Raw genomic sequence first — 24,974 nt, 5'->3', positions numbered from 1 at the left:
AACCACGAACGAACAGAATGTAGTGTCGACGTATAGACTTGCGCATAGCGTGCGGTTGGCGCATACCCTCGATAATGGTTCGCAGTATCAAGGCGCCTCTTTGCTCTGGTCTTTCAATGTCTGCGCAGCCTCGGCTTTCGCCGCGTTGGCTTGAATGATCCACTGATAGGCTATGTAGTACTTGTAGATATTGCTGACGTAGGTAACCGTCTCCGCACCGATCTTCTCGGCGGCCACGTACTCAACATTGTGAAACCAGACGTTTGGATCCAGTCCACGAAGGGCGGCTTCTTTGCGAAGTTTCGAGATCCTTGCCCGCACCTGCATTGTAAGAGGCGAATGCGAACAAGGCCTTGTCCAGGTTGGTCATGGGTCCTTGCCATAATACTGGTCGATCATCCAACGCATGTACTTGATCCCGGCGTTAATGTTTGGCTCGACTTCAGCAATGTTGCCGACCCCGAGTTCCTTGCCGGTGGCGGGCATGACTTGCATGACGCCAATGGCCCCCACCTTGCTCTTGGCTGCCTGATTCAGTTGGGATTCTTGGCATCCCTGGGCGACCATCAGCAACCAGTCCACGTCATATTTGTCCCCGTACCGCTGAAAGTACTGAACCAATGCGATAAATTTCTTGCGTTCGGACTCGGAGACAGACGCCTTTACATATTTTTCGCTTCTAAAGAAACGCGTCAGGATCATGTTCCCGATGGCGGTTCCCTGACCGTGACGTGCAATGAAATCATTGGTGAAGGCCTGCGATCGAGCATCCCGTCGAGATCGCCAGTCCACGGTTTCATTGCGCTATCGGTCGAGAGGGTCAGTTGCTCACGTTGCGGTGACTCCGGGGGTGCCATTGCTTCGGTTGCGGCATAGCGCGGGCCGGTGAAAAGAGTGAATGCGAGCGCCGCAACGGAGTTGAAGATGAGCGCTGAGCGTGCGAAGGAATGAACCGTAAGGCGTCTGACCCAATCGCGGATTCCCAGCAGGGTCGGTGCTTCACACGTTGTTTTCGTCTGACTTGTTCCAGCGGCTCCATCCCGGACTTCAACCGTGCCAGGATGGCCAAGACCCTGCATCCGCAAGCACACGGAAAAGCTTAGTTCAGACTTGCCTGTCAGTGTCCGGTTTTACGGAAATAGGTTTGATGGGATAAAGCCGATCATCGAATTGACTCAAGCGCGGGTACTCAATCGACTCATCCGCATCGATGTTCTCCAGGCGCTGGCGATAGCTGAGCAAAAAATCTTGTCGAGCCTCAGCACTGATGTACGGCACATGCCAACTGATAAAAGGCCTCAGCACCTCCAGCCCGACATATGCCAGAGTCCCTCGCAAGAGCGGGCGCAACATGTCTTCCAGCGAACCATGGATCGCGCCCTCACCGAACATATGTTCCCGCCCGCCCAGTGTCACGGATACCAGAGCTTTTTTGCCGCTCAGGCCTCCCTGGTCGTAGAACCGTTTACCGCCATAGCAGATGCCGGACACCAATACCCGATCTATCCAGCCTTTGAGAATGGCCGGTGTCGAGAACCAGTAAATCGGAAAATTGAGGATCAGCAGGTCTGCCCATAACAACTTATCAAGCTCCTGCTGTATATCAGCGGCGAGGGTTTGTTCTTTGCTGTTCCGTCGCTGTTCGAGCGCGTAAACCAGATACTCGGGATTCTCTCTGATGGAGAAATCCTCGGCACTGGCCACCGGGTTCCAGTCCATCTGGTAAAGGTCGGATACCCGTACCTGATGCCCTTGGGCCTGCAAGGTCTCAACGGCCTGGTCGCGCAGCGCAGCGGTAAAGGATTTTGGCTCGGGATGGGCATGCACGATTAAAACGTTCATGGTAATTCCTTGATATTCAGATGGCGTGATACGTGCCGCATCAAAACTGATCGGCATTTAGGATGTACAGGCTTTCGCTACCGGCCTTCACAGAAGCGCTCAACGAGTGAATCCGCGGCAGCAGGCGAGCGAAATAGAACCGCGCAGTGCCCAGTTTGCTCGCGTAGAAATCGTCCTGGGTTTCCTTGCCCAGGGCCGCCTTGGCCATCAGTGCCCACATGTAGGCGTAAGCGACGTAACCGAAAGTCTGCAGGTACTCGACCGACGCCGCGCCGATTTCATTCGGGTTGGATTTGGCCCGATCCAGCAGCCATGCAGTCAGTTCGTCGAGGGTGGTGACGGCGTCATTCAGCGGCTTGGTGAACTCCGCCAGATCAGCGCTGGCGGTGGCGGTGAAGTGACGAATCTCGTCGGCAAACAGGTTGTAGAACGCCCCGCCGCTGCCGACGATCTTGCGCCCCACCAGGTCCAGCGCCTGGATGCCGTTGGTGCCTTCGTAGATCTGGGTGATGCGCACGTCGCGCACCAGTTGTTCCTGGCCCCACTCACGAATGTAACCGTGACCGCCGAACACTTGCTGGCCGTGCACGGTGGTTTCCAGCCCCAGGTCGGTCAGGAACGCCTTGGCCACTGGCGTCAGCAAGGCCACCAGATCTTCCGCGCGTTTGCGGGTGGTGGCGTCTTCGCTGAACTTGGCGGTGTCCAGCTGCATGGCCACGTAAGTCGAGAAGGCACGACCGCCTTCGTTCGAGGCTTTCATGGTCAGCAGCATGCGACGCACGTCCGGGTGGACGATGATCGGGTCAGCCACTTTGTCCTTGTTCTGCGCGCCGGTCGGTGAACGGCTTTGCAGACGATCGCGAGCGTATTCAACAGCGTTCTGATACGAGCGCTCGCCGGTGGCCAGGCCCTGGATACCGACACCCAAACGCTCGTAGTTCATCATGGTGAACATCGCCGCCAGGCCTTTGTTCGGCTCGCTGACCAGGTAACCCACAGCTTCGTCGAAGTTCATCACGCAGGTCGCGGACGCCTGGATACCCATCTTGTGTTCGATCGAACCGCAGTTGGCCGGGTTACGCGCACCCAGGCTGCCATCGGCATTGACCATGAACTTCGGCACCAGGAACAGCGAAATCCCTTTCGGCCCCGCTGGCGCGTCCGGCAGTTTGGCCAGCACCAGGTGAATGATGTTTTCGGTCAGGTCGTGCTCGCCGCCGGTGATGAAGATCTTGGTGCCGCTGACCTTATAGGAACCGTCGGCCTGAGGTTCGGCCTTGGTGCGGATGATGCCCAGGTCGGTGCCGGCGTGCGGCTCGGTCAGGCACATGGAACCAGCCCAGACACCGGCGTACATATTCGGCAGGTAGGCAGCCTTCAGTTCTTCGCTGGCGTGGGCGTTGATCGACAGACAAGCGCCTGCGGTCAGCATCGGATACAGACCGAACGACAGGCTGGCCGAGTTGACCATCTCTTCGACTTGAGCCGAAACCGCCTTGGGCATGCCCATGCCGCCGTAGGCTGGATCGCCACCGACGCCGACCCAGCCGCCTTCAGCATAAGTCTGATAAGCCTGTGGGAAACCTGCCGGAGTCGTGACGGCACCGTCCGCCCAGTGGCAACCTTCTTCGTCAGCCGCGCGGCTCAAAGGCGCGATGCTTTTGCTGGTGACCTTGCCGGCTTCTTCGAGAATGGCTTCGACAGTTTCCGCATCAACGGTCTCAGCCATTGCAGGCAACTCGGCCCAGAGTTTGGCGACCTCAAAAACTTCATTGAGGACGAAGCGCATATCGCGCAGGGGTGCTTTGTAGTCAGCCATGATGAAATCGCTCGCTTGGAGATTGGACATTACACATTCAGGATTCGCCAGTATCGACAGAGAAGGCTGCGGCTTGACCTTGCGGGACAACCGTTTCTTTGCTGCGTCGTTCACCGTTCAGAAGGAAGTACGACAGCGCCGGAATCAGGATCAGCGCCCCGAGCATGTTCCACAGGAACATGAAGGTCAGCAGGATGCCCATGTCGGCTTGGAACTTGATGGGCGACCACGTCCAGCAGATGACCCCGGCCGCCAAGGTAATACCGACGAGCCCAACCACCCGCCCGGTAAATGCCACTGCATTACGGTAGGCCTCCGATAGCGACAAACCCTGGCGTTGGTACTGCAGCTGTACGCTGAGCAAGTACAAGGCGTAGTCGACGCCGATCCCCACGCCCAAGGCGATCACCGGCAGGGTCGCGACCTTCACGCCGATGCCCATGACCACCATCAAGGCTTCGCAAAGAATCGAGGTCAGCACCAGCGGCAATAGCGCCACCAGCGTGGCGCGCCAGCTGCGGAAGGTGATCAGGCAGAACAGCGTCACCGCCAGATAGACGTACAGCAGCATGGTGCGGTTGGCCTCGCGCACCACGATATTGGTCGCGGCTTCAATTCCGGCGTTGCCGGCGGCCAGCAGGAACTGGCGATCGTCACTGCTGTTTTCCTTGGCGAACTGGTCGGCAATCGCCACCACCGCGTCGAGGGTTTCGGCCTTGTGATCCTTGAGGTAAGCGATCACCGGCATCAGCGAACAATCGGTGTTGAACAGCTCCGGAGCATTGACCGAGGCCTGTTGTGCGGCGTAGTTCAGCACGTCCTGATTGCGCTGGATGTTGTTCAGCTTGGGGTTGCCTTCGTAGGTGCCCGCGGTAATCTGGCGCACGGCGTTGACCAGTGACACGGTGGTCTGCACGCCCGGATGCTGTTGCAGCTTCCAGGCCAGTCGGTCGGCCAGCACCAGGGTCTTGTAGTTCAGGCAGCCTTCCGGCGAGGTCTTGATCATCACCGCGAACTGATCACTGGACAGCGCGTAATGGCTGGTGATGTAGGCGTTGTCGCGGTTGTAGCGCGAGTCCGCGCGCAGCTCCGGGGCACCGCTGTCGAGGTCACCGATTTTCAGTTGCAGGCTGACCACGAATCCACCGACACCCAGCATCAGCGCCACCAGCACGGTCCCGGTGGCCCATTTTCGCGTGGTGAAACGGTCGAGCAAATCCCACAGTTTGCCGAAGCCTTTGTGGTGTTCGGCGCGGTTGTCGATTTTCAGCGCACGCTCGGCAGCCTTGCGCCCGACGCCGATGTAGGACAGCGCTACGGGCATCAGCAACAGCGAAGTGAAGATCAGCACCGCGACACCGATGCTGGCAGTGATCGCCAGGTCCTGGATCACCGGAATATCGATCAGCATCAGCACGGCGAAGCCTACGGCGTCGGCCAACAGTGCGGTGACGCCAGCGATAAACAAACGGCGGAAGGTGTAGCGCGCGGCGATCAATTTGTGCGTGCCACGAGCGATGTCCTGCATGATGCCGTTCATCTTCTGCGCCGCGTGGGACACACCGATGGCGAAAATCAGGAACGGCACCAGCACCGAGTACGGATCGATGGCATAACCCAGCCAGGCAACAATACCCAGTTGCCAGACCACCGCGATCAACGAGCAGCCGACCACCAACAGGGTGCTGCGCACGCAACGGGTGTAGGCGTAGATGATCAGCAACGAGGTGATGACCGCGAGGCCGAAGAACATCATCACCTGAATCAAGCCATCGATCAGGTCGCCCATCAACTTGGCGAAACCGATCACCCGGACCTTGTACTGACCCGTACCCTCCTCCCCGGCCTTGTGTACGGCGCCGTTGGCGAACTCGAATTTGTCACGCAAGCGCTCTTCGAGCAGGCGGGAAAACTGGTGGTAATTGATGCTCTGGCCGGTGGCCGAGGTTTTGTCCAGCAGCGGCACGATCAGCATGCTCGACTTGAAATCACTGGCCACCAGGCTGCCGACGATGCCGGCACGGCTGATGTTCTGCCGCAGTTGTTCGATGTCCGATGGCGAGCCCTTATAGCTGTCCGGCATCACCGCGCCGCCTTGGAAGCCTTGCTCGGTGACTTCGGTCCAGCGCACGGCCGAACTCCACAGCGATTTCATCCAGGCGCGATCGACGCCCTGCATGAGGAACAGTTCGTCATTGACCTGCTTGAGAACCGTCAGGTAGTCCGGATCGAAAATATCGCCCTGGGTGTTCTCCACCACCACGCGCACCGTGTTGCCCAAACCTCGCAGCGACTGGCGGTTCTCCAGGTAGTTCTGGATGTAGGGCTGGCTCTGCGGAATCATTTTTTCGAAGCTGGGGCGCAGCTCCAGGCGTGTCACAGCCATGAAGCCCAGCACCACGGTGGCCAGCGCCATGAGCAGCATGAACAGCGGGCGATGGTTGAATACCAGTCGTTCCAGCAGATTGCCGGAGTGCCGGTCGAAGTCCGGCAGTTCGCGGATCACCGGCATGGTGTCTTGCTTCAAATTGCCCATGTCTGGGTACTCACTCTGATTCTTATAATTATTCGACGGACAGCGTACGCACACCGTGGCCGCCGACCAGCACCAGCGCACCATTGCCGGCCAATGCTGCACCGGCGACCGGCGTTTGCCCGGCCTGCGGCATCAATTGCAGCGCGGCATTGCCGCCTCGGCTCATGAGCATGTGCCCGGCCTGGGTGAACAGGCGGAAATGGCCATCGGCATCCAGCGTGGCAGCGGTGACGCTGACCTGTAGGCCGCTATCGAGCCGGGCCCAGCTCAGTCCGCCATCGGTGCTGCGAAACACATGCCCGCGCAGGCCATAGGTGAGTACTTCGCCAGGTTGGCCCACTACACCGAAAAAACTGCCTTGATAGGGTGTCGGCACGGCCGCGAAACGTTGGGCGTTGTCATCCCATTTGAGCAACAGGCCTTGCTCGCCGGCGATGTAGAGCGCATCGCCCGTGGAGGTGATGGCGTTGAGGTGAAACCCTTGCGGGTTGTCGGTGCGATCCTGGAACGGGACCCAGTGCTGGCCGCCATCCTCGGTACGCAAAATCAGGTTGAAAACCCCGACCGCATAACCGAGTTTGTCGTTGGCAAACCAGACGTCGAGAAACGGTTTGTCGGCGCCCTCCTCAATCCAACGTTGACCGTCGGCAGCCAACACGGCCCATTGTTCGTTGTCCGGTTCAGCCTCCGCCAGCGCGGTGTAATGCTTGAACATCAACTCGCCGATCTGGCGACCATCGAGTTGCCGGGTCCAGGAGGCGCCGGTATCGCTGCTGTGCACCACCACGCCATCGTTGCCCACCGCCCAGCCTTGAGTGGCGGTCGGAAAACTCACCGCCGTGAGATCCGAGCTGACCGGTACGGCGGCCTGCTGCCAGTGCTGTCCGGCGTCATCGGAATAAAGAATGTGGCCGCGCTGCCCTACTGTGACCAGACGATGCCCCGCCTGGGCAACACCCAGCAAGGGGCTGCTCGCTGCCAGTGCACTCGTCTGGGCCGGCAGATCCAGCACGTCCACGTAGATCGATGCCTGCGCGCCGCCCTGCAGCAACCCCAGCAGCATTCCCAGCACCAGTGGCGCGATCTTCTTGTTACAGGAGCCCATGTTGCGCCCTCTTGGCAAAAAGGCGCCGGGAGGTACGTACGTACCTCCCGGCGCAAAAACTGCTCGATCAACAATCGGCAGTAGCGACGAAGGTGTTAACGGATACCGGCACCTGCCAGCGATTCCGGTGCCCATTGGGTCTTGCTCAGTGCCTCGCTGTACTTGATACCGCCGTATGGGCCTGGGAAGCCGACGGCGCTGTAGGTGCCGCCGACCAGGTCGTAAATCAGATAAGGCGAGGCATCCGGCACCTGTTGGTCGTAGCTTTGGCTAAGGAAGCTGTAGACGCCGCGGTAAAGCTGGCCGTTGGCATCGTATTGGTCGGATGCCAGAGCGACCCAAGTGTCTTCATCCAGATAGAAGCGGCGCTTGGCGTAAATGTGCCGTGCCCCCGGTTTGAGCGTCGCCTCGACCACCCACACCCGATGTTTTTCCCAACGAACGAACTCGGGGGCCAAATGGTTGGGGGTCATTACCGGTTTCAAATCGCTCTGGTACGTCACACGGTAAGTGTTGTACGGAACGATCACTTCCTGTTTGCCCACCAGTTTCCAGTCAAAGCGATCCAGCGCACCGTTGAACACAAAGGAGTCGTCCCACGTTGAGGCCCCGGCGCTGCCCGGGTTAGGCGTGTCGTAGGCCAGGCTCGGTGCCAGTTTCACGCGGCGTTGCCCCGGCAGGTATTGCCAGCCACGGCGCGGTTGCACCAGCGGGTTGACCGAGTCGCGCAGCATCACAGCCTCACCGGCACGACGGGCCGGGCCGGTGAAGGTCAATTTGGTCTGGTAATAAGTGTCCGCGGCCGCCAGCTGTTTGGACAGGTCGTCATAGGCGGCGTAGTTGATCTGCGCGATACCGGTCGTGGCCAGACTGGCAACACCCGCGGAGTCGACGTTCCAGTTGTCATACTTGACCTGGAGATTGACGCCCTGGTAGCGCAGCAAGTGGTTCCAGATGGCTTCAGCGCCTGTCTTCGGGATCGGAAATGGAATGCCTGGCAGCGCATTTTCGATTGAGTTGCCGCCTTCGGTGGAGCGCGCCGCAGTGGCATTTTTTACTGTGTTGTCCAGCACGCCTTTAGGCAACGCGGCCGTGCGGTGGGTCGGGAACACCTCGACACGGAAGCTCGGATAACGCTTGACCAGTTCGGCGGTCACTGCGGTCAACTGGCCCTTGTATTGATCCACGTTCTTGCCATCGATCACCACCACTGGCTTTTCAGAAGCGAACGGATCGGGGCGCGATTTGTCGCCCGTCTTGAAGCTGGCCGGCGGGGTAGTCAAGCCACCCTGATAGGCAGGAATGGAACCGTCGGCATTACCGGCTTTTTCAGCGCCGACCTGGGTCAACTGAGCACCCAGTTTCGCCGCTTCCGAGGCATCGACAGCAGCGTGGGTTGGCCCGGCGAGGGCCATGGCCAGGGAAGCGGCCATCAGGGTATAGGCGAATTTCATCTTGGTGTTCTCCTGCTTTCGCGAGGCTGGGTGAATCAAAAGGTGGTTTTCAGGGTCAGGTAAAGCGCACCCCGATCCTCGGTGGCACCGGAACCGGAGGCCGAAGCCAGACCGCCCGCGTAGCAGGTGTAGCGCTGTGTACCGTCAAGGGCGTTAGGGGTCGAACCATCGTTTGCGCCGTCGTCGCAGTCAGTGGTTTTGCCGAAGGCGTCGACGTACTTGAGGTCGACGTAATACTTGTTGTAGATCGCAGCGCTCACCCCGACGGCGTAGTTGCCGGCATCTTCCGCGCCGCCTGCTACCACAGGTGAAACACCGTCGATACCCACGTTGACCGACATCGGAGCGCTCAGGTCCACACCGGGGAACACCTGGTACCAGGTCGGTGTGAAGTTGACGGCAATACCCCAGTTATCACGGGTGGGTTTGTCGATACCGCGATAGGTGTCTTCGCCCTTGTAGAGCGCCTTGTTTTTGCTATCGAGGCTCAGCAGATTGCTGTAGTACAGCTCGCCCAGCAGCGTGGCGGAATCGAACAGCGGCGTGTCGGCGATTGCCACCAGGCCATTGACGGTCCAGTGCAGCGTGTCGCCCGTGGCGGCCAGGCTGTCACCGTCCCGTGGCACATCGGTGATGACGCCGGTACCCGCGCTACGCGCCGGGAGCAAGCCAAGACCCGCCTGCAAGCCGCCAGGCCCCGGAGCACTGATGATCGCCGGAATACTGGCCAGCGGCATGTTGTGGCGAATGTTCAAATCACTGCCAACGCTGACCCCGCCCACTTCCTTGGACAGGCTCAGGCCGTAGATATCGATGTCATCGCCATAGGCGAATTCATAGGTGGCGGTGCTGATCGAGTTACGCAACCCCGCTACCCCGCCCACGCTGGTCAGGCCCCGAGTATCGAGGACCGCTTGCGGGAGAATGTCCGAGGTCTTGCGGTAGTACGCACTCAGCGTCCCGTCTAGCCATTCGGGCGACCATTTGAGCATCAGGCCCCAGTCACCGCGATTGTCCGGCGTGTAGTCATGTCCGCGCCGAACGGTGGTCAGGGTGCCATTCGGCCCCGCCAGCCCCGCGCCGCCGGTATGCCCCAGCAGGAACGACTGCGCACCGAAGCCGACCACGTCGGAACCGCTGTAGAACGTACCTGCCTCAGGCAGGCGAGCACCTTCCCAATCCAGGAAATACTGGGCGCCGAAGGTCAGTTCGGGAGTGAGGGTGAAGGTGCTGGAAATCTGATTGCGCGGAACGAACAGTTCCTTGGCTTCGGTACCGGGCGATGCCGCTGCCTTGGCGAGGTCGAGGGACGCCTGGCCATAGCTCAGCGAGTGCACCGGATTGAGTACCGTCTCGCCCCAGAACACGTTGTGCTGGCCTGCTTTGATACTGAGTTGGGAATCGTCGCCCACCTGGGTGTTGTAGAACACGAAGGCATCGAGGACTTCGCCGGACGGCCCGCTGTAGTAGCGCTGGGCATAGTTGCTCAGGTGCGGGCTGCCGAAAATGGCCGGCGCCGCCGGACGTCCGCCAAACCCGGAAATCGACGAGTATTCATCGTTGCCGTTTACGAACGGGTTGGAGTTCGAACCGGTATTGTCATAAGCCTTGTCGTACCAACTGGCGGTGCTGACACGAAAGCCGGTTTTGTTTTGGTAGATCACATCCAGTTCGGTCAGCAGGTCGACACGGTTGGTGATGTTGGTGCCGGCCTTGCGGAAGTTGTAATCACCGTCGTTGCTGTTGGGCGTCCCCAGAATGCGCCTGTCGGCACTCTCCGTACGCACGCCATAGTTGTACTTGACAGTGTTGTCGAAACGAATGGACCAGTCCTCGCTGCCCATATCCAACTCGACAGCGTGGGCGGCCGGCAGACTCGAGGCCAGGATAGCGGTGGCGAGCAGTTGGCGCCGCGCGCAGAGATTACGACTCTTCATCGGGTGATACACCTTTATTGTTTTTGTTGTGGCTTGCCGTCAGACCTGGCGGCTAACGACGGGTAAATGGGGTTCAGGCTTCGGATGGATAAGCGCTAGTCCCGGAACTCACTTTAAGAGCAGCGCTGTGATCGGGATTGACTTATCGGGGCATCGGTTTGACATTTCGGGACGTCCGACAGACCGTCCCGAAAACTCAGATGTAGGTGCCGCCACCGGCGTTGATGATCGAACCGACCAGGTAACACTCGTCCGACGCCAGGTGGGACACCAGCGCCGCGTACTCCTCGCCCTTGCCCAAACGCCCCAGCGGCATGACCTGTTTGAACACACTGAGTTGCTCGGGCGATTGCTGTTCCAGGTAGCGCTCGAAGGCTGGCGTCTGGACGCCACCCGGACAGATCGCATTGACCTGCACATTGGCGCCGGCGACCTCGTAGGCCACCGCACGGGTGAAGGCGATAACCGCACCTTTGGCTGCCGAGTAATGCGGGCTATGCGCGCCCATGGCGGAAATGCCAGCAATGCTGGCGATGTTGATGATCTTGCCGTAGCCCCGGGGCTCCATGCGCTGCAAGGCGGCGCGGGTGCAATAGAAAACGCCGTCGACGTTTACCGTCCAGAAGCGCTTCCATTCTGCATCGTCCATGTTGCGAGTGATCTCCAGCGACTGACGGGGCAGCGGTTGGGTCACCAGCGCGTAATGGCGCTTGCGTCGCTCGTCATCATGGGGTTTGTCCGGCACCAACGCAGCATTGTTGACGAGGATGTGCAGCGTGCCGAATCGCGCATCGATCCGGTCGAACATAGCGTTCACTTCAGCGCTCGATGAGACATCACATCGCACTGCCAGGCATTGCGCGCCCAGCTCCTCGATCATGCCGCGTGTGGTTTCAAGCGCCGCCTCGTTGATATCGCAAATCACCACATTGGACCCTTCGCTGGCCATGCGCAGGGCAATCGCCTGGCCCAACCCACCTGCACCACCGGTGATCAACGCAACTCGACCATTCATTTTCATGAGGCAACACTCCGTCTTATGGAAGACGCAGTGTCGCCCAACCTTGGGGCTTGAGCCTTGACCTGGCGGGACATCGACCGTTCAGGTGGATGAATCGTTGCCAGCCTGCTTGCTGCGGTTGCGCCATGCCCGTGGCGAACAACCGAATTCAGTGCAAAACCAGCGCGTAAACGACGTCGGAACCGCGTAACCGATCATCATGCCGACACGCTGCAGGGAATAATTTTTGTTTGCCATGTAATGCAAGGCGAGTTCGCGACGCACAGTGTTCAGAAGCTCGGAAAATGTGCGGCCGGCTTCATCGAGTTCTCGTTGCAGGGTTCGCACGCTGACGCCTTTGGCATAGGCAACCTGATTGATGGTGGCGCGCCCGACCGGCATCAGCAAATAGATTGCCTTGCGCACATCGAAAATCACCGAGTGCTCGCTGGCGTCTGCGATCGAGTCCATGAACTGGCGAGCGTAAACAGCCATCGCCGGGTCGGCCTGGGGATTGAGTTGATCAATATCCTCCGCGTCGCAAACGATGCCATCGAACTCGGCGTCGAACACCACCCGGCAACGAAAGAATCGCGTGTGCTCCTGCTGGCTTGCCGGGGCCTCATGGCTGAAATGAATGCTATGCGGATGCCATTGACTGCCCATCAGCGATTTGCACGTGCGGTGCAGGATGCCGATCGCCAGTTCGGCGGCTTGACGCTTGGGTACGCCCGCTTCGGCCATGATTTCGTCGCGGATCAGCACCGTGTTTCCCACCGTTTCCAGGTTCATGGCCAGTGTTCGGTTGAGCAGGTGTCGATACTCGATGCTGGTGAGCAGCATGTCGCGCAGTGTGCGCTGATGACTGAATAGCAAGCTGATGGCGCCGAGATCCGAGAGGCGTCGAGCCTCTGCCATGCGCAGGCCAAAGGCCGGGCAGGATGAGCGAGCCGCAGAGGACTCCAGCAGCTTGAGCGCCGCCTCCAGCGGCAGCATGCATTCCGGGTCGTTCAACATGACGGGAGTCAGGCCGACACCACGCAGCATCTCGCCCGGATTCAGGCCGAGGCTCTGGGCAACCTCCGTGTAGTTCTTGAGGGTTGCAGCCCGTACAAACGCGTCCATCGCACCTCCTCCCTTGATGTCGACTGCCTTCTTCGATGAAGCATGCAATCGATTATATGGGCACCGATTGAACACTGGTATTGGCACGTAATGAAAGGTTTTTGGCACGTGATGAGAGGTTTACATTCGCCGGCTGCCCCAAAGTACAAGCCATGCACCACCGATAACGACACCCTCAAAGCATAAAAACAACAACCGATTGGAGACATGCATGAACTTTCTTGACGGATCCCTGCACCCCGAAAATCAACAGAAACTCGTCATTACCGTTGCTCCCTACGCGCCTGAGTGGATGCCTTCGGACTTCCCGGAAGACATCCCCGTCACCATGGCCGAGCAGGTGCAGATGGCGGTCGACTGCTACAACGCCGGCGCCACTGTGCTTCACTTGCATGTACGCGAGCTGGATGGCAAGGGCTCCAAGCGACTGTCCAAGTTCAATGAACTGATCGCCGGTGTACGCGAGGCGGTACCGGACATGATCATTCAGGTCGGCGGCTCGATTTCCTTCGCTCCGGAAGATGACAGCGATGTCGCCAAATGGCTGTCCGATGACACACGTCACATGCTTGCCGAGCTGTCACCCAAACCGGATCAGGTGACGATCGCCATCAACAGCAACCAGATGAACATCGTCGAGCAGATGTGCGAAGCCGATCTTGCCGGCACCAGCATTGCCACGCCCGAGATCTATCGCGCCTACCGCGAAATGACCATTCCGGCCGGCCCTGAATGGGTCGAAGAGCACATCAAGCGACTCTCGGCCAGTGGCATTCAAACGCAATTTCAACTTGGCAACATCCCTTCGTTCGAAACGGTCGAGCGCATGATGCGCCGCGGTGTCTGCAATGTGCCGTTGGTCCTGACCTGGGTGGCGATTGGCGGCGGCTCTGATGCGCCCAACCTCTACAACCTGGCGAACTTCGTGCGTGCCTGCCCGGACGGCGCCGTGCTGACCCTGGAAACCGCCATGCTCAACGTCTTGCCGCTGAACGTAATGGCAATTGCCATGGGCATGCATGTGCGTTGCGGCACCGAGGACAACCTTTGGACTCAGGGCCGCGATCGCAAGATGAGCAATGTCGAGCAGATCGAGCAACTGGTGCGCATTTCCCGGGAAATGGGTCGCGAAGTTGCCAACGGCAAAGAGGCTCGCGAGATCTACAAGATCGGCACGTTCTACAAGGACGCTGATGAGACGCTGGCCGAGAACGGCTTCGCGCCTAACCGCAAAACCGGTCAGAAAGGTTTTACCCAATTCGGCTAAGTCGAACCTTGCGGGGCACACGCTAGCAGTACCTGCGTGCGTCCCGCGAGTCCCGCTACACATCATTTCAAGAGCTGCGAATGAACGCGGCCGTAACAAGAGGAAAGACTCCGTGACTTTGCATGCTCCAATGGAAGTACGCAGTGACACCTGGCGACGTGTCGCACGACCCTACGCCTGGGTGGTCTTCGCCCTGACCTTCGGCCTGTTGCTGTCAGACTTCATGTCCCGACAGGTACTGACGGTGGTTTTCCCGCAGCTGAAAGCTGAGTGGGGTCTCTCCGATTCCGAACTCGGCGCCCTCTCCGGCGTCGTCGCCATCGCCGTCGGCGTGCTGGCCTTCCCACTGTCCGTCGTCGCTGATCGCCTCGGTCGCATCCGCAGCCTGATCCTCATGGCCGCGATCTGGAGCTTTGCCACCCTGATGTGTGGTTTTGCCTCCGACTATCAAGAAATGTTCGTGGCGCGCTTCTTCATCGGCGTCGGCGAAGCGGCCTACGGCAGCGTCGGCCTTGCCGTGGTTCTGAGCATTTTTCCGCCGCAGCAAAGGTCCACAATCACCGGCGCGTTCCTGGCCGGGAGCATGGTCGGTTCTGTGCTTGGCATTGGCCTCGGTGGCGTCCTGGCGACCCATTTCGGCTGGCGCGCGTCCTTCGTTGGCATGGCAATTTATGGTATCGGCCTGACGGCGGTGTATGCGCTGGTCGTCAGGCCTGGCCGCCTTGAATCGCCGCGCCCGGCTGCCGGCTCGGATCAGCGTCAGGTTCTTCCCCCGCTCAGGAGCCTGTTCTCGACGTCTTCAGTGCTGAGTGTCTACATCGGCAGCGGCCTGCAATTGTTCGCCATCGCCGCCCTGTTGACCTGGCTGCCCAGCTACTTGAATCGCTTCTACGACATGCCGCTGACGAACGCCGGTGCGGTCGCGGCTATTTTTATGCTCTGCACGGCGGTCGGCATGCCTCTGTGTGGCGCCATCGCCGACCGCTTGTGCCACGGTTCGCCCACGCGAAAAATCAGGTTGACCATGGGCTATTGCCTGCTCTGCAGTGCGCTGTTGACCGTGGCCTTTCAACTACCGGTGGGCATGGCACAACTGGTCATGATCGGCCTGGCCATGTTCATTGGCGGTGGCATCGTCGGCCCGTCCGGCACCATGGTCGCCGACCTGACGCCGCCGGCCTTGCACAGCACCGCGATGGCCACGCTGGCCATTGCCAACAACCTGCTGGGCATGGCTCCTGGCCCCTTCGTCACCGGTTTGCTCGCCGATCGCATCGGCCTGGCCTCAGCGCTGCAACTGCTGCCATTGGCGGGCGTTGCCGCCGCGCTGGTCCTGATGGTGGGCGTGCGCAACTACCAGCAGGATCTTCAGCGCGTCTGTGTTCAACCCTGTACCTGAGGCAGGCGCGATGACACGTAGCGACAAACGTCGAAGCATCCTCACCCTCTGCGAGACCTCGTCATGAACAACACCCTGGAACTGCCTGTCTCTTCCGATCCGGGTATCGGCAAACGCGCGCGCGTGCAGGCCGACGGTCGCTACATCGCGTTGTTCAACGTCGATGGCCGGATGTACGCCATCGACGACAGCTGCCCGCACAACGGCGCCTCATTGTTGTTCGGTCAACTCGATGGCTGCTGGGTGCAGTGCCCCGCCCATGGCCTGCGTTTCGACCTGGCCACCGGCTGCATGCGCGGTGGCGGGTTGAGTGTACGCACCTATCCCGTCGAGATCGCCGAGGACTGCATTCGAATCACCTTAACCACCCCAATCACCCGCCACCAATAACTTCAATAGCAGGTTGATCATGACCCAATCATTCACCACCGCCCGTCATTGGCAGCAGAGTTACGACGCCCGCGTACCGGCGGATATCAACCCCGACACCTGGCCTTCGGTGGTCGCGATGGCCGAAGATGCCATGCTACGTTACGCCAGCCACACGGCATTCCACTGCTTCGACCGTTCACTCAGTTATGCAGATGTCGACGCGCAATCAGGCGCGTTTGCCGCCTACCTGCAGCACCTTGGCGTGCAACGTGGGGACCGTATTGCGGTGATGCTGCCGAACATCCCGGCGTTTCCCGTCGCCATGTTCGGCGTCCTCCGGGCCGGCGCCGCCCAGGTCAATGTCAACCCGACGTACACACCGCAGGAACTCTTGCATCAGCTCAACGATGCCGGGGCCCAGATCATTGTCATCATTGCCAGCGCCCTCCCTGCACTGGAAGCGATCCTGGTCAGCACGACCATCAAGAAAGTCATCGTGGTACAGCCGCGCGACACCCTGGACGGACACGTCGGAACCGGCGATTTCGACATCCCGTCACCGTCGGCATTTCCGATGACGCGTTTCACCGATGCCCTGCACGAGGGCGGTATGTTGCAGCTGACACCGGTCGAACTGACGGGCGATGACTTGCTCTTTCTGCAATACACCGGCGGAACCACCGGCCCCTCGAAAGGCGCGGCGCTGTCCCACCGCAACCTCATCGCCAACATCATGCAGGCGCGGGCGTTTCTTCCCGACATGTTTGACCCCGACGGTGACAACGTGGTGGTCACGGCGCTGCCGCTGTTCCACGTGTTTGCCCTGACGATCAACCTGCTGATCGGCTTTTCGGCCGGTGCCGAGAACTGGCTCGTACCCGATGCGCGCAACAGTGATGACCTGGTCGGTACATTGATCAAGGCCCGCCCGACGCTGCTGACCGGGGTCAATACCCTGTACGGCGCGCTAGTTCGCCACCCGCGCATCGGCGAAGTGGATTTCTCGCGTCTGCGCCTGGCCATCGGCGGCGGCGCAGCGGTATTGCCGGCCACCTCGACGCTGTGGAAAAACATCACCGGTCAGGAAATCCTCGAAGGCTACGGCCTCTCAGAGACGTCGGCCATCCTGTGCCTGAATGTCATGGGACGCAGTCAGTTCTCGGCGGCCGTCGGGCTACCGTTGCCTTCGACCGACATCGTGCTGCTCAAGGACGACGATCAACCCGCCGCGCCAGGCGAGGCGGGAGAAATTTGCGCCAAGGGGCCGCAGATCATGTCCGGTTACTGGCAAAAGCCCACGGCCAATGCCCACGCGTTCACCGCCGAGGGTTACTTCCGCACCGGCGACATCGGCATCTTTTCCGCCAATGGCCTGCTCAAGATCGTCGATCGCAAAAAGGATTTGATCATAGTCTCGGGTTTCAACGTTTACCCCAACGAAGTCGAGGTGGTTGTCGCCAGTTGCTCAGGCGTCAGCGAATGCGCCGTGATCGGCATGCCGGATGAGCGCAGCGGAGAGTCCGTGTGCCTGTACGTCGTCAAGGCCGCCAATGCCGCGCTTGATGAGGCCCTGCTGATCGAGCACTGCCGTGCGCATCTGGCGGCCTACAAAGTACCTCGCCAGGTGCGGTTCCTGTCGGCGCTGCCCAAGTCCACGGTGGGCAAGATATTACGAAAGGACTTGCGCGTACTTGCGATTGCGGGCAGTTCCTCTGAACTAACGGCGGTCAGTTGAACGACGTTACGTCAGGGCATTAACCCTCTTCCCAACCCAGCGACCCGAATGGCGAATGAAGGCCTTGTCCCGTTTTCATTCGCCATTCTCTTAGGCACATAAGCGACGGCATTTGGCACCAAATGAAAGGTGGCTGGCACCAAATGAGAAGTGCTCAAACCACCATCGCTCTAGAGTGAATCAACTGCCACACCGATGCCACATCCCCATGGTTCCGCCTGCGAGGACTTCACTTCATGAGCTCAATTGCTCTCGTCAATATTCACTCTCGCGTCCTCGAACTGGCACCGGGATTTTTCGTCAGCGTGATCGTTGCCACCGCGGCGGCCTTCCTTTCCGAGCACTATGGTGCGCCGGTTATGTTGTTCGCGTTGCTGCTCGGTATTGCGCTGAATTTTCTCGCCGGCGAAGGCAAGTGCAAGGCCGGTATCGAGTTCACCGCGCGCACTGTCCTGCGCCTGGGTGTAGCCCTGTTGGGGATGCGCATCACCCTGGATCAGATTGCGACCCTGGGCTGGAGGCCTGTGGCCTTGGTGGTGATTGTTGTGGTGGTGACCATTGCCTTTTCTGTTCTGGCGGCCAAGCTTTTGGGCTTCAATCGCCTCTTCGGCATGCTCACCGGCGGTGCCACGGCAATCTGCGGCGCCTCGGCGGCACTGGCCCTGGCTGCCGCGCTGCCCAATCACCCGCAGAAGGAACGCGCCACGCTGTTTACCGTGATCGGCGTGTCGGCGCTGTCCACGCTAGCGATGATTCTCTACCCGATGATCGCCGAGTGGTTTGCCTTGTCGCCGCAGGTGGCCGGGGTGTTCCTCGGTGCGACCATCCATGACGTGGCGCAAGTCGTCGGCGCCGGTTACAGCATGTCTACCGAGACCGGTGACACCGCCACCGTGGTCAAGCTGATGCGGGTGGCGATGCTGCTGCCGGTGATTCTTTGCGCAACGCTGATCACTCGTGCTCAGGGTGCGGACCCAACGGGAAAGCGCCCTCCGCTGCTGCCCATGTTCGCTGTCGGCTTCCTGGTCCTGGCGTGTATCAACAGCACCGGTTGGATAGCACCGGCGGTGCAGGGATTCGTCAATGAGTTGTCGCGTTGGTGCCTGGTGATTTCCATCAGTGCCCTGGGGATGAAAACCCAACTGAAGGAACTCGCCTCAATCGGCATCAAACCGATCCTGTTGATGGTCGGCGAAACCGTGTTTCTCGTGGGTTTGGTTCTTCTATTGCTGCACTGGGGGCTGTAAAGCGCGGGTTTGCGAAGGCCGCCCCGGCCTTCGCATCAGAGCAAGAGGTGACGTGATGATTTCAAAAGGTGCCTGCGACCGGCCCCTCGTCGGCCAGTTTTTTGGCTTCCTCAATGAGGATCGGGGCGCCGAGCGCCATGCTGTGGATGCCCAGAATCGAGGTGAGCTGCAGCACCGCCAGGATTTCCTCGACGGTGACGCCCAGTTCCAGCGCCTTGCGAATGTGCCGACGCACACCGGGCGCATACAGATGAGTGCAGGAAGCATCGACGGCGATGGCGATCAGTTCGAAGGTCTTGGGGTCCAGAATCCCCTTGCGTATCGGGTGCGTGGCCATGCCGAAAAACTTTTCCACCCATTGCGCGTCCAGCTCGGCCAGCGGGTCCCAGGCGGGATTCCAGCTGCCGGCGTCACGCATGGCATCGCAGGTTGGGGTGCCAGGGTTGGTCTGTTCTTCATTCATTTGCAGTTCCTCAAGGTTGAGTGGTTGCTTTCAACTCTAACGCTGCCGGTGCCCTCTGGCTTGACTCCAGGGGGCAGCGGCGTGACATCTCGGGACACGTGCAACGTATGGGTAATCGCTCAATGAAAGGTCTTGTTCGCAGTGCCAGCCTCACCAACTACGCGGAAATTGCCCGCTCGTTGAACGTCGATCCCATGCAGCAGTTGCGTCTTGTCGGACTTGACCCACGCTGCTTGCTGCAACCGGACCTGAAAATTTCCATCGAAGCCGTAGCACAGTTGCTCGACAGCTCGGCGCGAGAGGCGGGCGTGGAAGATTTTGGCCTGCGCATGGCGGAAAGTCGCAAACCCTCCAACCTCGGCCCCCTGGCGTTGTTATGGCGCGAACCAACCCTGCGCTCAGCCTTGAAGGCGCTCCAGCAATTCCTCCATCTGCACAATCAGGGGCTGGTGCTGGACATCGAGGAAAGCGGCGGTGTGGCGGTGCTACGGCTGGAACTGGTGTCGGTCAACCACTTGTTTGTACGCCAATCAGTAGAGCTGGCGGTAGCGGTGACCCACCGAATGCTCAAGACTTTGCTCGGCAACCATTGGCATCCATCCGCGATCTGTTTCCGTCACTGCAACGCGCTGGACGATAGCCGGCATCAGCGTTTGTTCGGTACAACGGTACAGTTCAACTGCTTGATGGACGGCATCGTCTGCCGCACCAGCGATCTCGACCGCGCCCTGCCCAGTGCCGATCCGGAAATGGCCCGCTACGTACAACAGTACCTGAACAGCATTCGCGAAGATTCCCGAACAGCATTGCTGGAGCAGGTGCATCAAATGATCTGGATGCTGCTGCCGACTGGGCGCTGCTCGGTGGAACAGGTCGCCGCGCACTTGGGACGCGACAGACGGACGTTGCATCGACAGCTGACGCGAGAGGGTGAGACGTTTTCCTCGCTGCTGGATCAAGTCCGCAAGGAACTTGCATCACGTTACCTGGCAAACCCTCACCATCCTTTGAGCGAAATTGCCGGCGTTCTCGGTTTTTCCGAACTGAGCGCCTTCTCCCGATGGTTCAGCCGGCTGTTCGACTGCAGTCCATCATCCTGGAGAACCCAGCCCTCCCCGATCCCCCCAAGAAAGTCGTCTCTTGGGTTATTCAGTTAGAGGCTGTCGCAACGAACAGCCCATATAAAGCACCAGCTAGCGTGCGCCAGAAAGCAATGGCTTCAGAATTCACAAGACCAATCGGCCGCTGCTCGAAACTAGCCAATTGCGACAGGCAGCAGTCGGCCAAAAAAAGGCTTTCCTGAAGGTCAGCTTTGGATCGGTTTCAGCCGGTCGTGACAGGCAGAAATCGGCCAATAGCGGACGTTTGGGTCTGAGTCTCGATTGGCTCAGACTCCGGAGTTGAACCTGCTGCGCTAAGCGAAAAAGGCCCCAAATGGCGCCTTAACGTTATTAGGCGATTTTGATCACAACCTTTCCAAATGCTCCCCTCGCGAGATGCTCGTAAGCTTCTCGTGCTTTCTCGAACGGATATACCTGATCAATAACGGGACGGATCTTGTGTTCGTTGAGGAACGCGTTCATCCGATCAAATGATGAGCGCGGCGCCACGGCGATACCGCGAATGGTCGTCTGGCGGAATATGAGTGGTATCAGATTGAGTTCAACGGTTTGCCCTGTCAAAAAGCCGATCTGCGCAATACGCCCCGATGCCTTGGTTGGTGCGACCGATTGATTGATGCCGCTAGTCGCATGATGGCGTCCGTGATGCCTTGAGCATTCGTGTCCAGTGTTTCCATGGCCGCAATTGCGTTAGCGGCGGTACTCCCCACTCCATTCTCAGAGAGCCACTTAGTCACCTCTTCAATGGCCGCACAAATGGCGTGCAGTCGCAGCGTGAGAGCGTCGGCTGTGGCTCGTACTGGCGCGGCTGCCGACGCAGAAGATGAGTCAGATTGACGAGTTGCTGCCGCTTAAGTGGCAACCAGCGTAATCAGGCGAGGTGGGTTCGCCAGCCGCTTACGGGTGCCCGGAAGGTTACCCATTAGCTTTACCGCTGACCACTCAACAGTAAGAGCAGTTGTCATATCGCCGATTAATTCCGGTTTTTTGGTGAATATCAGTGCAAGTTTAACCCAGAGATAGCTATTTTACGGCCTGACTTTTTTCATGATTTCTTCTATCATTTTAAGCGTGTCCGAGCCACGCCCCTCGATAAGCTCAACATAAAAATTGCTGTAAGCATCCGAAAGCTCCCGATATTTCCGAAGGTTTGATTCATCCATGATGCGATGGCCTGGTATATCCCTTGCTTCAACTTGGGTATTGATCTCACCACGCTCAGCTGCGGATATCAAATGCTCCATTTGCCCGTACAAAGCCAGTGCTGCCGGTTCTTTTTCTTTATACAATTCGAGTTGTTTTCGCAATTCGATTGCGGTCTGTTTTAACGCTAGAATGTCCATGCTAATTCCTAATTGTCAATTTCGCCAATGAGTTTTGCTGCAGACCACTCTTGCCGATTAGGCACCAGATATTGTACCGCCTCTCCCGTTCTCGTGATTCTACCCCCAAATTCTACCGTTGGCGCGACCTTGCTAACGAAAACTTCAGTAGGCTCAAGTGGCTTAATTTCAAAAATAGAATATCTGGCATTTTCACTGATGACCGGCAAACCGAGTGAATCCGCTAGAGTTTTATCGGACTTAGCTGCCGCCTGCAATTCTTCCATTGTAGTGAAAAATGGTGAGTAGTCGGAAATGCCTTTTTCACCCACAGGTACGATCTTCACAAGCGGCGTTCTTATGCTAGTGGTAACGGGTACAGTACTTCCTGATGCCACTTGGCCAAAAGCTCTCTCTAAGAGACTTGCAGATGATGCCTTAGGGTCTGCCAATGCGAGTTTAGCGATGTATTTTTGCCCGTCCGCACTCTGGAGATAATTATGGATTTCCTGGTTACTTAAGCCCCTTGGCTCAAATGTCTTTACCGACTTTCGTTTGTTTTCGGCTGAAACGAATTCAGTATCTTGCTTCGCGTAAAACTCGCGCATCTGATTTTCCCGCGCCAGCTTCTCAACTGAAGTGACCCCCCTAATCTGTAGCTCCGGATGCTCCAAAAGTAGTTTTTCGTTTTTCGTGAGCCATACAGCGAACGGCTTATTGGATATCTCTGATCGAAGCTTGGCACTTCTCGTCGCAATACTTTCCACGCTGTTGACCACACCCGCTTTCATCTGCCCTCGGGTGAGATAGGTGACAATTGCCGTCAGTAGCAGCAACACCAATTGCTCTTGCCCTTGGGCCAACTGTCTGGCTGCGCGTTCTTTGCGTTCCTGGATCATCGCCGCTGAACCGCCAGCCGGGTCGAGGCCTGGATTTTTCAAGCCGTCTTCCGCTTGCCACGCGGTACAAAGACCTTCAAATATCGTTGATAGGCAGGGCCCTATTCCCGCCGAGAAATAACCGGTGATGGCGTACAACCCCAGCGCTGCCATGATCAAGTTACCGACCTGCAATCCGACACCGGCGCCGATTGCTGCGCCAGGCACGGCGCCAGCACCAAAGCCAAGGGAGCCGACCGCTCCACCCAGAGCGGCGCCGATCGTCACGCTACCGCCCACGATCATCACAACTTCCTGCAACAGTTTGAGCAACACCGGCAGAATTTCGTTGATATTGATCGACGCCCATTTGCGGCTGATGTTCATCTGCATGATGGGGACAGATAGGGCCATCGCGTGGCGGACGTTATCGATCCGATGCCCGCCCACGTACCCGTAGGCTTGAGTGGCGCCGTTGCTGACGCGGCGGGTAAAGCCGTTCCAGCCGTCGTGGGCGCTTTGGAAGCCGTCATCAATGCCCTCATTCAACGCATTGAATTTCTGGTCGAAATTTCGTTCGATGTCGTCCCAGCTGGGCAGGTTGGTTAAAAGATCCATTTACTCGTGAAGTCCTTGAGAGGAGGCGGGGCTGCCACACTTGGTGAAAGCTCGGCCGGATACTGGCAGGTTGCCCATTTATGACCGCGAATGCTCGAAAACATTTTCAAACGGGGGCTATTTTTTTCATCGCCGTTACAAAGGGCACTAATGTCAAACAGACATTGTTGGTATTTACTTAATGCTCAATTGCTCGCAACCCTGTGCGGCAGGGGTTCAAGGCTGTTCTGATGCGCACGTTTCTTTTGAATTTCCTCGAAAGGGGGGAATTGGGCGGATGATCGTGATCCGCTGGTGAGCGTAATGTCGGCTGCTCTTATAAAGCGGTGTAAGTAAAATGCGCATAGATGATTTGTTCGATATGCACATAACAAAGGGTGTCCTCACGCACCTGCCGACGCAGCGGGCGAGTGAAATTGAGCAGTTGCTGCCGCATAGGTGGCAACCGGTTTAATCACGCAAGGCGTGACGCCCTGATGCATACCTTGACCAGACACGCCGTAGTGACGACCGGCAGAATTGGGGGGGCTTGAGCTTTCCCCTAGGGCAAGGAATAAGCTACGTTTTCACCAGTAGAAACAGGAGTTTCCATGCTTACCATCGGACAAATGGCACGTTGTCACGGGCTTACTACCAAGACGCTTCGCCACTATGACAGCATTGGCTTGTTCACCCCGGCCCTGACCGGGCGCGACAACGGCTATCGTTATTACCAGCCCGAACAGATCATTACCCTGGGCCGAATTGTCTGGCTAAAGCAACTCGGTATGCCACTGGAGGATATCCGCATACTGGCGAACAGTGGCGGGCTGGACAGTGTCGTAAGCCACCGTGAGTCCCTGGAAGCGCATGCCCGCAAGCTCAAAGGTGCCATCGCCCGCGACCAGCAGGTGCTCGACCAACTCACTCGCTACCTGGCTCAGCCAGAACGTTCCATGCCGGCGATGCAAACACCTGAGCGAATCTATTATCCATCGCTGCGAATCATGGGGATGAGCTGGCAACAACAGGACGAAGGCACTATTGGCCAGATGTGGGAACGCTTCTTTCCACGGGAGAAGGAAATCGATCGTTTGCAGGATCCAGTCGGAACCTTCGGTGTCTGCCAGCCATTGGATGACGGCCAATGGCGTTATGTCGCAGGTTTGCCGGTGAATGCCGATGCACCACTGGTGCCAGGGATGGTGGAATTGCAGATACCCGCTCGCTATTACGCAAAGGTAGAGCATCACGGCACAGTCACTACGTTGCCGGAAACCTTCCGCGCCGCTTACAGTGAATGGCTGCCTGCTGCCGGCATGGAGCCAGACGAAGGGGTGGAGTTCGAATACAGCGGTGAGCGTTTCCTAGGCCCCATGCACCCGGACAGCGTGACCGAAATGTACATCCCGCTCAAAAACTGACGGCCACATAGAGGCAGGCTCCACTGCCTCTTTGACGCAGCAAACAGCGAACATTGGACAGCATCAGCTTTTGCAAATGGCACCTCCCTCATAATTACTGAGTGAAATGACGAGTCAGGAAAAGTCATCGTCCTTACACGTGTGCGCGGGGCAAACCTTATTTCATGAGCGGCCGCTCCGGGTCGATTGTCGCCCTTTGGGATGGGCAACAATCGGCCAGGAGCAGACATTCATGGTGGCCGGGATCAACTGCTGAATCAGACGCTGACCAAGGTGGTCTTCACACCGCTTGATCTGGGAACAAACAAGACCGCCAGTGCGACCTTGCTTA

The 24,974-nt window shown here is 58.6% G+C and carries 21 protein-coding genes and 1 pseudogene; 7 read left to right on the top strand and 15 right to left on the bottom strand.

The window, feature by feature from the left end; all coding sequences use genetic code 11:
• Window positions 1-87 precede the first annotated feature (87 nt).
• The 10 genes from BKX96_RS32980 to BKX96_RS02845 form a co-directional block, all read right to left on the bottom strand.
• Window positions 88-237, bottom strand: coding sequence for a hypothetical protein (locus BKX96_RS32980; RefSeq protein ID WP_218639270.1), 150 nt, complete (start codon window positions 235-237; stop codon window positions 88-90).
• A gap of 129 nt (window positions 238-366) precedes the next feature.
• Entirely contained in the window at window positions 367-792 is a 426-nt protein-coding gene (locus tag BKX96_RS32975) for a transglycosylase SLT domain-containing protein (RefSeq protein WP_218639269.1), read from the bottom strand.
• A 312-nt stretch (window positions 793-1,104) separates the two neighbouring features.
• Entirely contained in the window at window positions 1,105-1,842 is a 738-nt protein-coding gene (locus tag BKX96_RS02880) for an NAD(P)H-dependent oxidoreductase (RefSeq protein WP_077182636.1), read from the bottom strand.
• Window positions 1,843-1,882: 40 nt separating this feature from the next.
• A complete protein-coding gene (locus BKX96_RS02875) occupies window positions 1,883-3,661 on the bottom strand; it encodes an acyl-CoA dehydrogenase C-terminal domain-containing protein (RefSeq protein ID WP_077183118.1) in 1,779 nt (592 codons plus the stop codon).
• A 37-nt stretch (window positions 3,662-3,698) separates the two neighbouring features.
• The gene (locus tag BKX96_RS02870; RefSeq protein WP_077182635.1) at window positions 3,699-6,197 is read right to left on the bottom strand and encodes an efflux RND transporter permease subunit; all 2,499 of its coding nucleotides are present in this window, start codon (window positions 6,195-6,197) and stop codon (window positions 3,699-3,701) included.
• Window positions 6,198-6,225: 28 nt separating this feature from the next.
• A complete protein-coding gene (locus BKX96_RS02865; RefSeq protein WP_077182634.1) occupies window positions 6,226-7,302 on the bottom strand; it encodes a WD40/YVTN/BNR-like repeat-containing protein in 1,077 nt (358 codons plus the stop codon).
• Window positions 7,303-7,397: 95 nt separating this feature from the next.
• Complete coding sequence (locus BKX96_RS02860; protein WP_077182633.1) at window positions 7,398-8,756, bottom strand: DUF1329 domain-containing protein; 1,359 nt, start codon at window positions 8,754-8,756, stop codon at window positions 7,398-7,400.
• A gap of 35 nt (window positions 8,757-8,791) precedes the next feature.
• Window positions 8,792-10,693, bottom strand: a complete 1,902-nt coding sequence (locus tag BKX96_RS02855) for a DUF1302 domain-containing protein (protein ID WP_077182632.1) — start codon at window positions 10,691-10,693, stop codon at window positions 8,792-8,794.
• 196 nt (window positions 10,694-10,889) lie between these two features.
• Window positions 10,890-11,714, bottom strand: coding sequence for an SDR family NAD(P)-dependent oxidoreductase (locus BKX96_RS02850; protein WP_077182631.1), 825 nt, complete (start codon window positions 11,712-11,714; stop codon window positions 10,890-10,892).
• A gap of 81 nt (window positions 11,715-11,795) precedes the next feature.
• Window positions 11,796-12,818: an AraC family transcriptional regulator gene (locus tag BKX96_RS02845; RefSeq protein ID WP_077182630.1), complete on the bottom strand. Its 1,023-nt coding sequence runs from the start codon at window positions 12,816-12,818 to the stop codon at window positions 11,796-11,798.
• A gap of 211 nt (window positions 12,819-13,029) precedes the next feature.
• Between BKX96_RS02845 and BKX96_RS02840 the strand changes: the two genes are divergently transcribed.
• From BKX96_RS02840 to BKX96_RS02820, 5 genes are all read left to right on the top strand, one after another.
• Window positions 13,030-14,085, top strand: coding sequence for a beta-keto acid cleavage family enzyme (locus BKX96_RS02840; protein WP_077182629.1), 1,056 nt, complete (start codon window positions 13,030-13,032; stop codon window positions 14,083-14,085).
• Between the two features lie 130 nt (window positions 14,086-14,215).
• Window positions 14,216-15,484: an MFS transporter gene (locus BKX96_RS02835; protein WP_077182628.1), complete on the top strand. Its 1,269-nt coding sequence runs from the start codon at window positions 14,216-14,218 to the stop codon at window positions 15,482-15,484.
• A 63-nt stretch (window positions 15,485-15,547) separates the two neighbouring features.
• Window positions 15,548-15,874 carry a Rieske (2Fe-2S) protein gene (locus tag BKX96_RS02830; protein ID WP_077182627.1) on the top strand — a complete coding sequence of 109 codons (327 nt, stop codon included), beginning with the start codon at window positions 15,548-15,550 and terminating at the stop codon, window positions 15,872-15,874.
• A gap of 19 nt (window positions 15,875-15,893) precedes the next feature.
• A complete protein-coding gene (locus BKX96_RS02825; protein WP_077182626.1) occupies window positions 15,894-17,591 on the top strand; it encodes an AMP-binding protein in 1,698 nt (565 codons plus the stop codon).
• 236 nt (window positions 17,592-17,827) lie between these two features.
• Window positions 17,828-18,838 carry a YeiH family protein gene (locus BKX96_RS02820; RefSeq protein WP_077182625.1) on the top strand — a complete coding sequence of 337 codons (1,011 nt, stop codon included), beginning with the start codon at window positions 17,828-17,830 and terminating at the stop codon, window positions 18,836-18,838.
• A 61-nt stretch (window positions 18,839-18,899) separates the two neighbouring features.
• Here BKX96_RS02820 and BKX96_RS02815 read toward each other — a convergent pair whose 3' ends face one another.
• The gene (locus BKX96_RS02815) at window positions 18,900-19,301 is read right to left on the bottom strand and encodes a carboxymuconolactone decarboxylase family protein (RefSeq protein WP_077182624.1); all 402 of its coding nucleotides are present in this window, start codon (window positions 19,299-19,301) and stop codon (window positions 18,900-18,902) included.
• Between the two features lie 122 nt (window positions 19,302-19,423).
• Here BKX96_RS02815 and BKX96_RS02810 point away from each other — a divergent pair, with 122 nt between their 5' ends.
• Window positions 19,424-20,458 (top strand): AraC family transcriptional regulator, encoded by a 1,035-nt coding sequence (locus BKX96_RS02810; RefSeq protein ID WP_077182623.1) that lies wholly within the window; start codon window positions 19,424-19,426, stop codon window positions 20,456-20,458.
• A 294-nt stretch (window positions 20,459-20,752) separates the two neighbouring features.
• Here BKX96_RS02810 and BKX96_RS02805 read toward each other — a convergent pair.
• From BKX96_RS02805 to BKX96_RS02790, 4 genes and pseudogenes are all read right to left on the bottom strand, one after another.
• Window positions 20,753-21,043 (bottom strand): annotated as a pseudogene (locus tag BKX96_RS02805) (zinc-binding dehydrogenase); the annotation flags it as partial.
• Complete coding sequence (locus BKX96_RS33085; RefSeq protein ID WP_143512386.1) at window positions 20,980-21,195, bottom strand: hypothetical protein; 216 nt, start codon at window positions 21,193-21,195, stop codon at window positions 20,980-20,982. The gene BKX96_RS33085 and the pseudogene BKX96_RS02805, both read right to left, overlap by 64 nt.
• Window positions 21,196-21,450: 255 nt before the next feature.
• A complete protein-coding gene (locus BKX96_RS02795; RefSeq protein ID WP_046815174.1) occupies window positions 21,451-21,765 on the bottom strand; it encodes a hypothetical protein in 315 nt (104 codons plus the stop codon).
• Window positions 21,766-21,773: 8 nt separating this feature from the next.
• Complete coding sequence (locus BKX96_RS02790) at window positions 21,774-23,240, bottom strand: DUF6861 domain-containing protein (protein ID WP_077182621.1); 1,467 nt, start codon at window positions 23,238-23,240, stop codon at window positions 21,774-21,776.
• Between the two features lie 590 nt (window positions 23,241-23,830).
• On the opposite strand from BKX96_RS02790, the gene BKX96_RS02785 reads away from it, so the two are divergent.
• Window positions 23,831-24,643 (top strand): MerR family transcriptional regulator, encoded by an 813-nt coding sequence (locus BKX96_RS02785; protein ID WP_046815172.1) that lies wholly within the window; start codon window positions 23,831-23,833, stop codon window positions 24,641-24,643.
• The last annotated feature ends 331 nt before the right edge of the window (window positions 24,644-24,974 follow it).

Origin of the sequence: Pseudomonas putida (assembly GCF_001976065.1) — a bacterium.
Classification (GTDB): Bacteria; Pseudomonadota; Gammaproteobacteria; order Pseudomonadales; family Pseudomonadaceae; genus Aquipseudomonas; species Aquipseudomonas serbica.
Note: the sequence above shows the minus strand (reverse complement) of the source record. Positions and strands in the feature narration are given on the sequence as shown.

What these genes read in the sequence shown, in the direction of transcription:
- BKX96_RS02855 (WP_077182632.1), bottom strand. Translation starts at nt 10,693, where the DNA reads ATGAAGAGTCGTAATCTCTGCGCGCGGCGCCAACTGCTCGCCACCGCT.
- BKX96_RS02845 (WP_077182630.1), bottom strand. Translation starts at nt 12,818, where the DNA reads ATGGACGCGTTTGTACGGGCTGCAACCCTCAAGAACTACACGGAGGTT.
- BKX96_RS02795 (WP_046815174.1), bottom strand. Translation starts at nt 21,765, where the DNA reads ATGGACATTCTAGCGTTAAAACAGACCGCAATCGAATTGCGAAAACAA.
- BKX96_RS02785 (WP_046815172.1), top strand. Translation starts at nt 23,831, where the DNA reads ATGCTTACCATCGGACAAATGGCACGTTGTCACGGGCTTACTACCAAG.
- BKX96_RS02815 (WP_077182624.1), bottom strand. Translation starts at nt 19,301, where the DNA reads ATGAATGAAGAACAGACCAACCCTGGCACCCCAACCTGCGATGCCATG.
- BKX96_RS02870 (WP_077182635.1), bottom strand. Translation starts at nt 6,197, where the DNA reads ATGGGCAATTTGAAGCAAGACACCATGCCGGTGATCCGCGAACTGCCG.
- BKX96_RS02860 (WP_077182633.1), bottom strand. Translation starts at nt 8,756, where the DNA reads ATGAAATTCGCCTATACCCTGATGGCCGCTTCCCTGGCCATGGCCCTC.
- BKX96_RS02790 (WP_077182621.1), bottom strand. Translation starts at nt 23,240, where the DNA reads ATGGATCTTTTAACCAACCTGCCCAGCTGGGACGACATCGAACGAAAT.
- BKX96_RS02825 (WP_077182626.1), top strand. Translation starts at nt 15,894, where the DNA reads ATGACCCAATCATTCACCACCGCCCGTCATTGGCAGCAGAGTTACGAC.
- BKX96_RS02850 (WP_077182631.1), bottom strand. Translation starts at nt 11,714, where the DNA reads ATGAAAATGAATGGTCGAGTTGCGTTGATCACCGGTGGTGCAGGTGGG.
- BKX96_RS02880 (WP_077182636.1), bottom strand. Translation starts at nt 1,842, where the DNA reads ATGAACGTTTTAATCGTGCATGCCCATCCCGAGCCAAAATCCTTTACC.
- BKX96_RS02820 (WP_077182625.1), top strand. Translation starts at nt 17,828, where the DNA reads ATGAGCTCAATTGCTCTCGTCAATATTCACTCTCGCGTCCTCGAACTG.
- BKX96_RS02830 (WP_077182627.1), top strand. Translation starts at nt 15,548, where the DNA reads ATGAACAACACCCTGGAACTGCCTGTCTCTTCCGATCCGGGTATCGGC.
- BKX96_RS02840 (WP_077182629.1), top strand. Translation starts at nt 13,030, where the DNA reads ATGAACTTTCTTGACGGATCCCTGCACCCCGAAAATCAACAGAAACTC.
- BKX96_RS02865 (WP_077182634.1), bottom strand. Translation starts at nt 7,302, where the DNA reads ATGGGCTCCTGTAACAAGAAGATCGCGCCACTGGTGCTGGGAATGCTG.
- BKX96_RS02810 (WP_077182623.1), top strand. Translation starts at nt 19,424, where the DNA reads ATGAAAGGTCTTGTTCGCAGTGCCAGCCTCACCAACTACGCGGAAATT.
- BKX96_RS02875 (WP_077183118.1), bottom strand. Translation starts at nt 3,661, where the DNA reads ATGGCTGACTACAAAGCACCCCTGCGCGATATGCGCTTCGTCCTCAAT.
- BKX96_RS02835 (WP_077182628.1), top strand. Translation starts at nt 14,216, where the DNA reads ATGGAAGTACGCAGTGACACCTGGCGACGTGTCGCACGACCCTACGCC.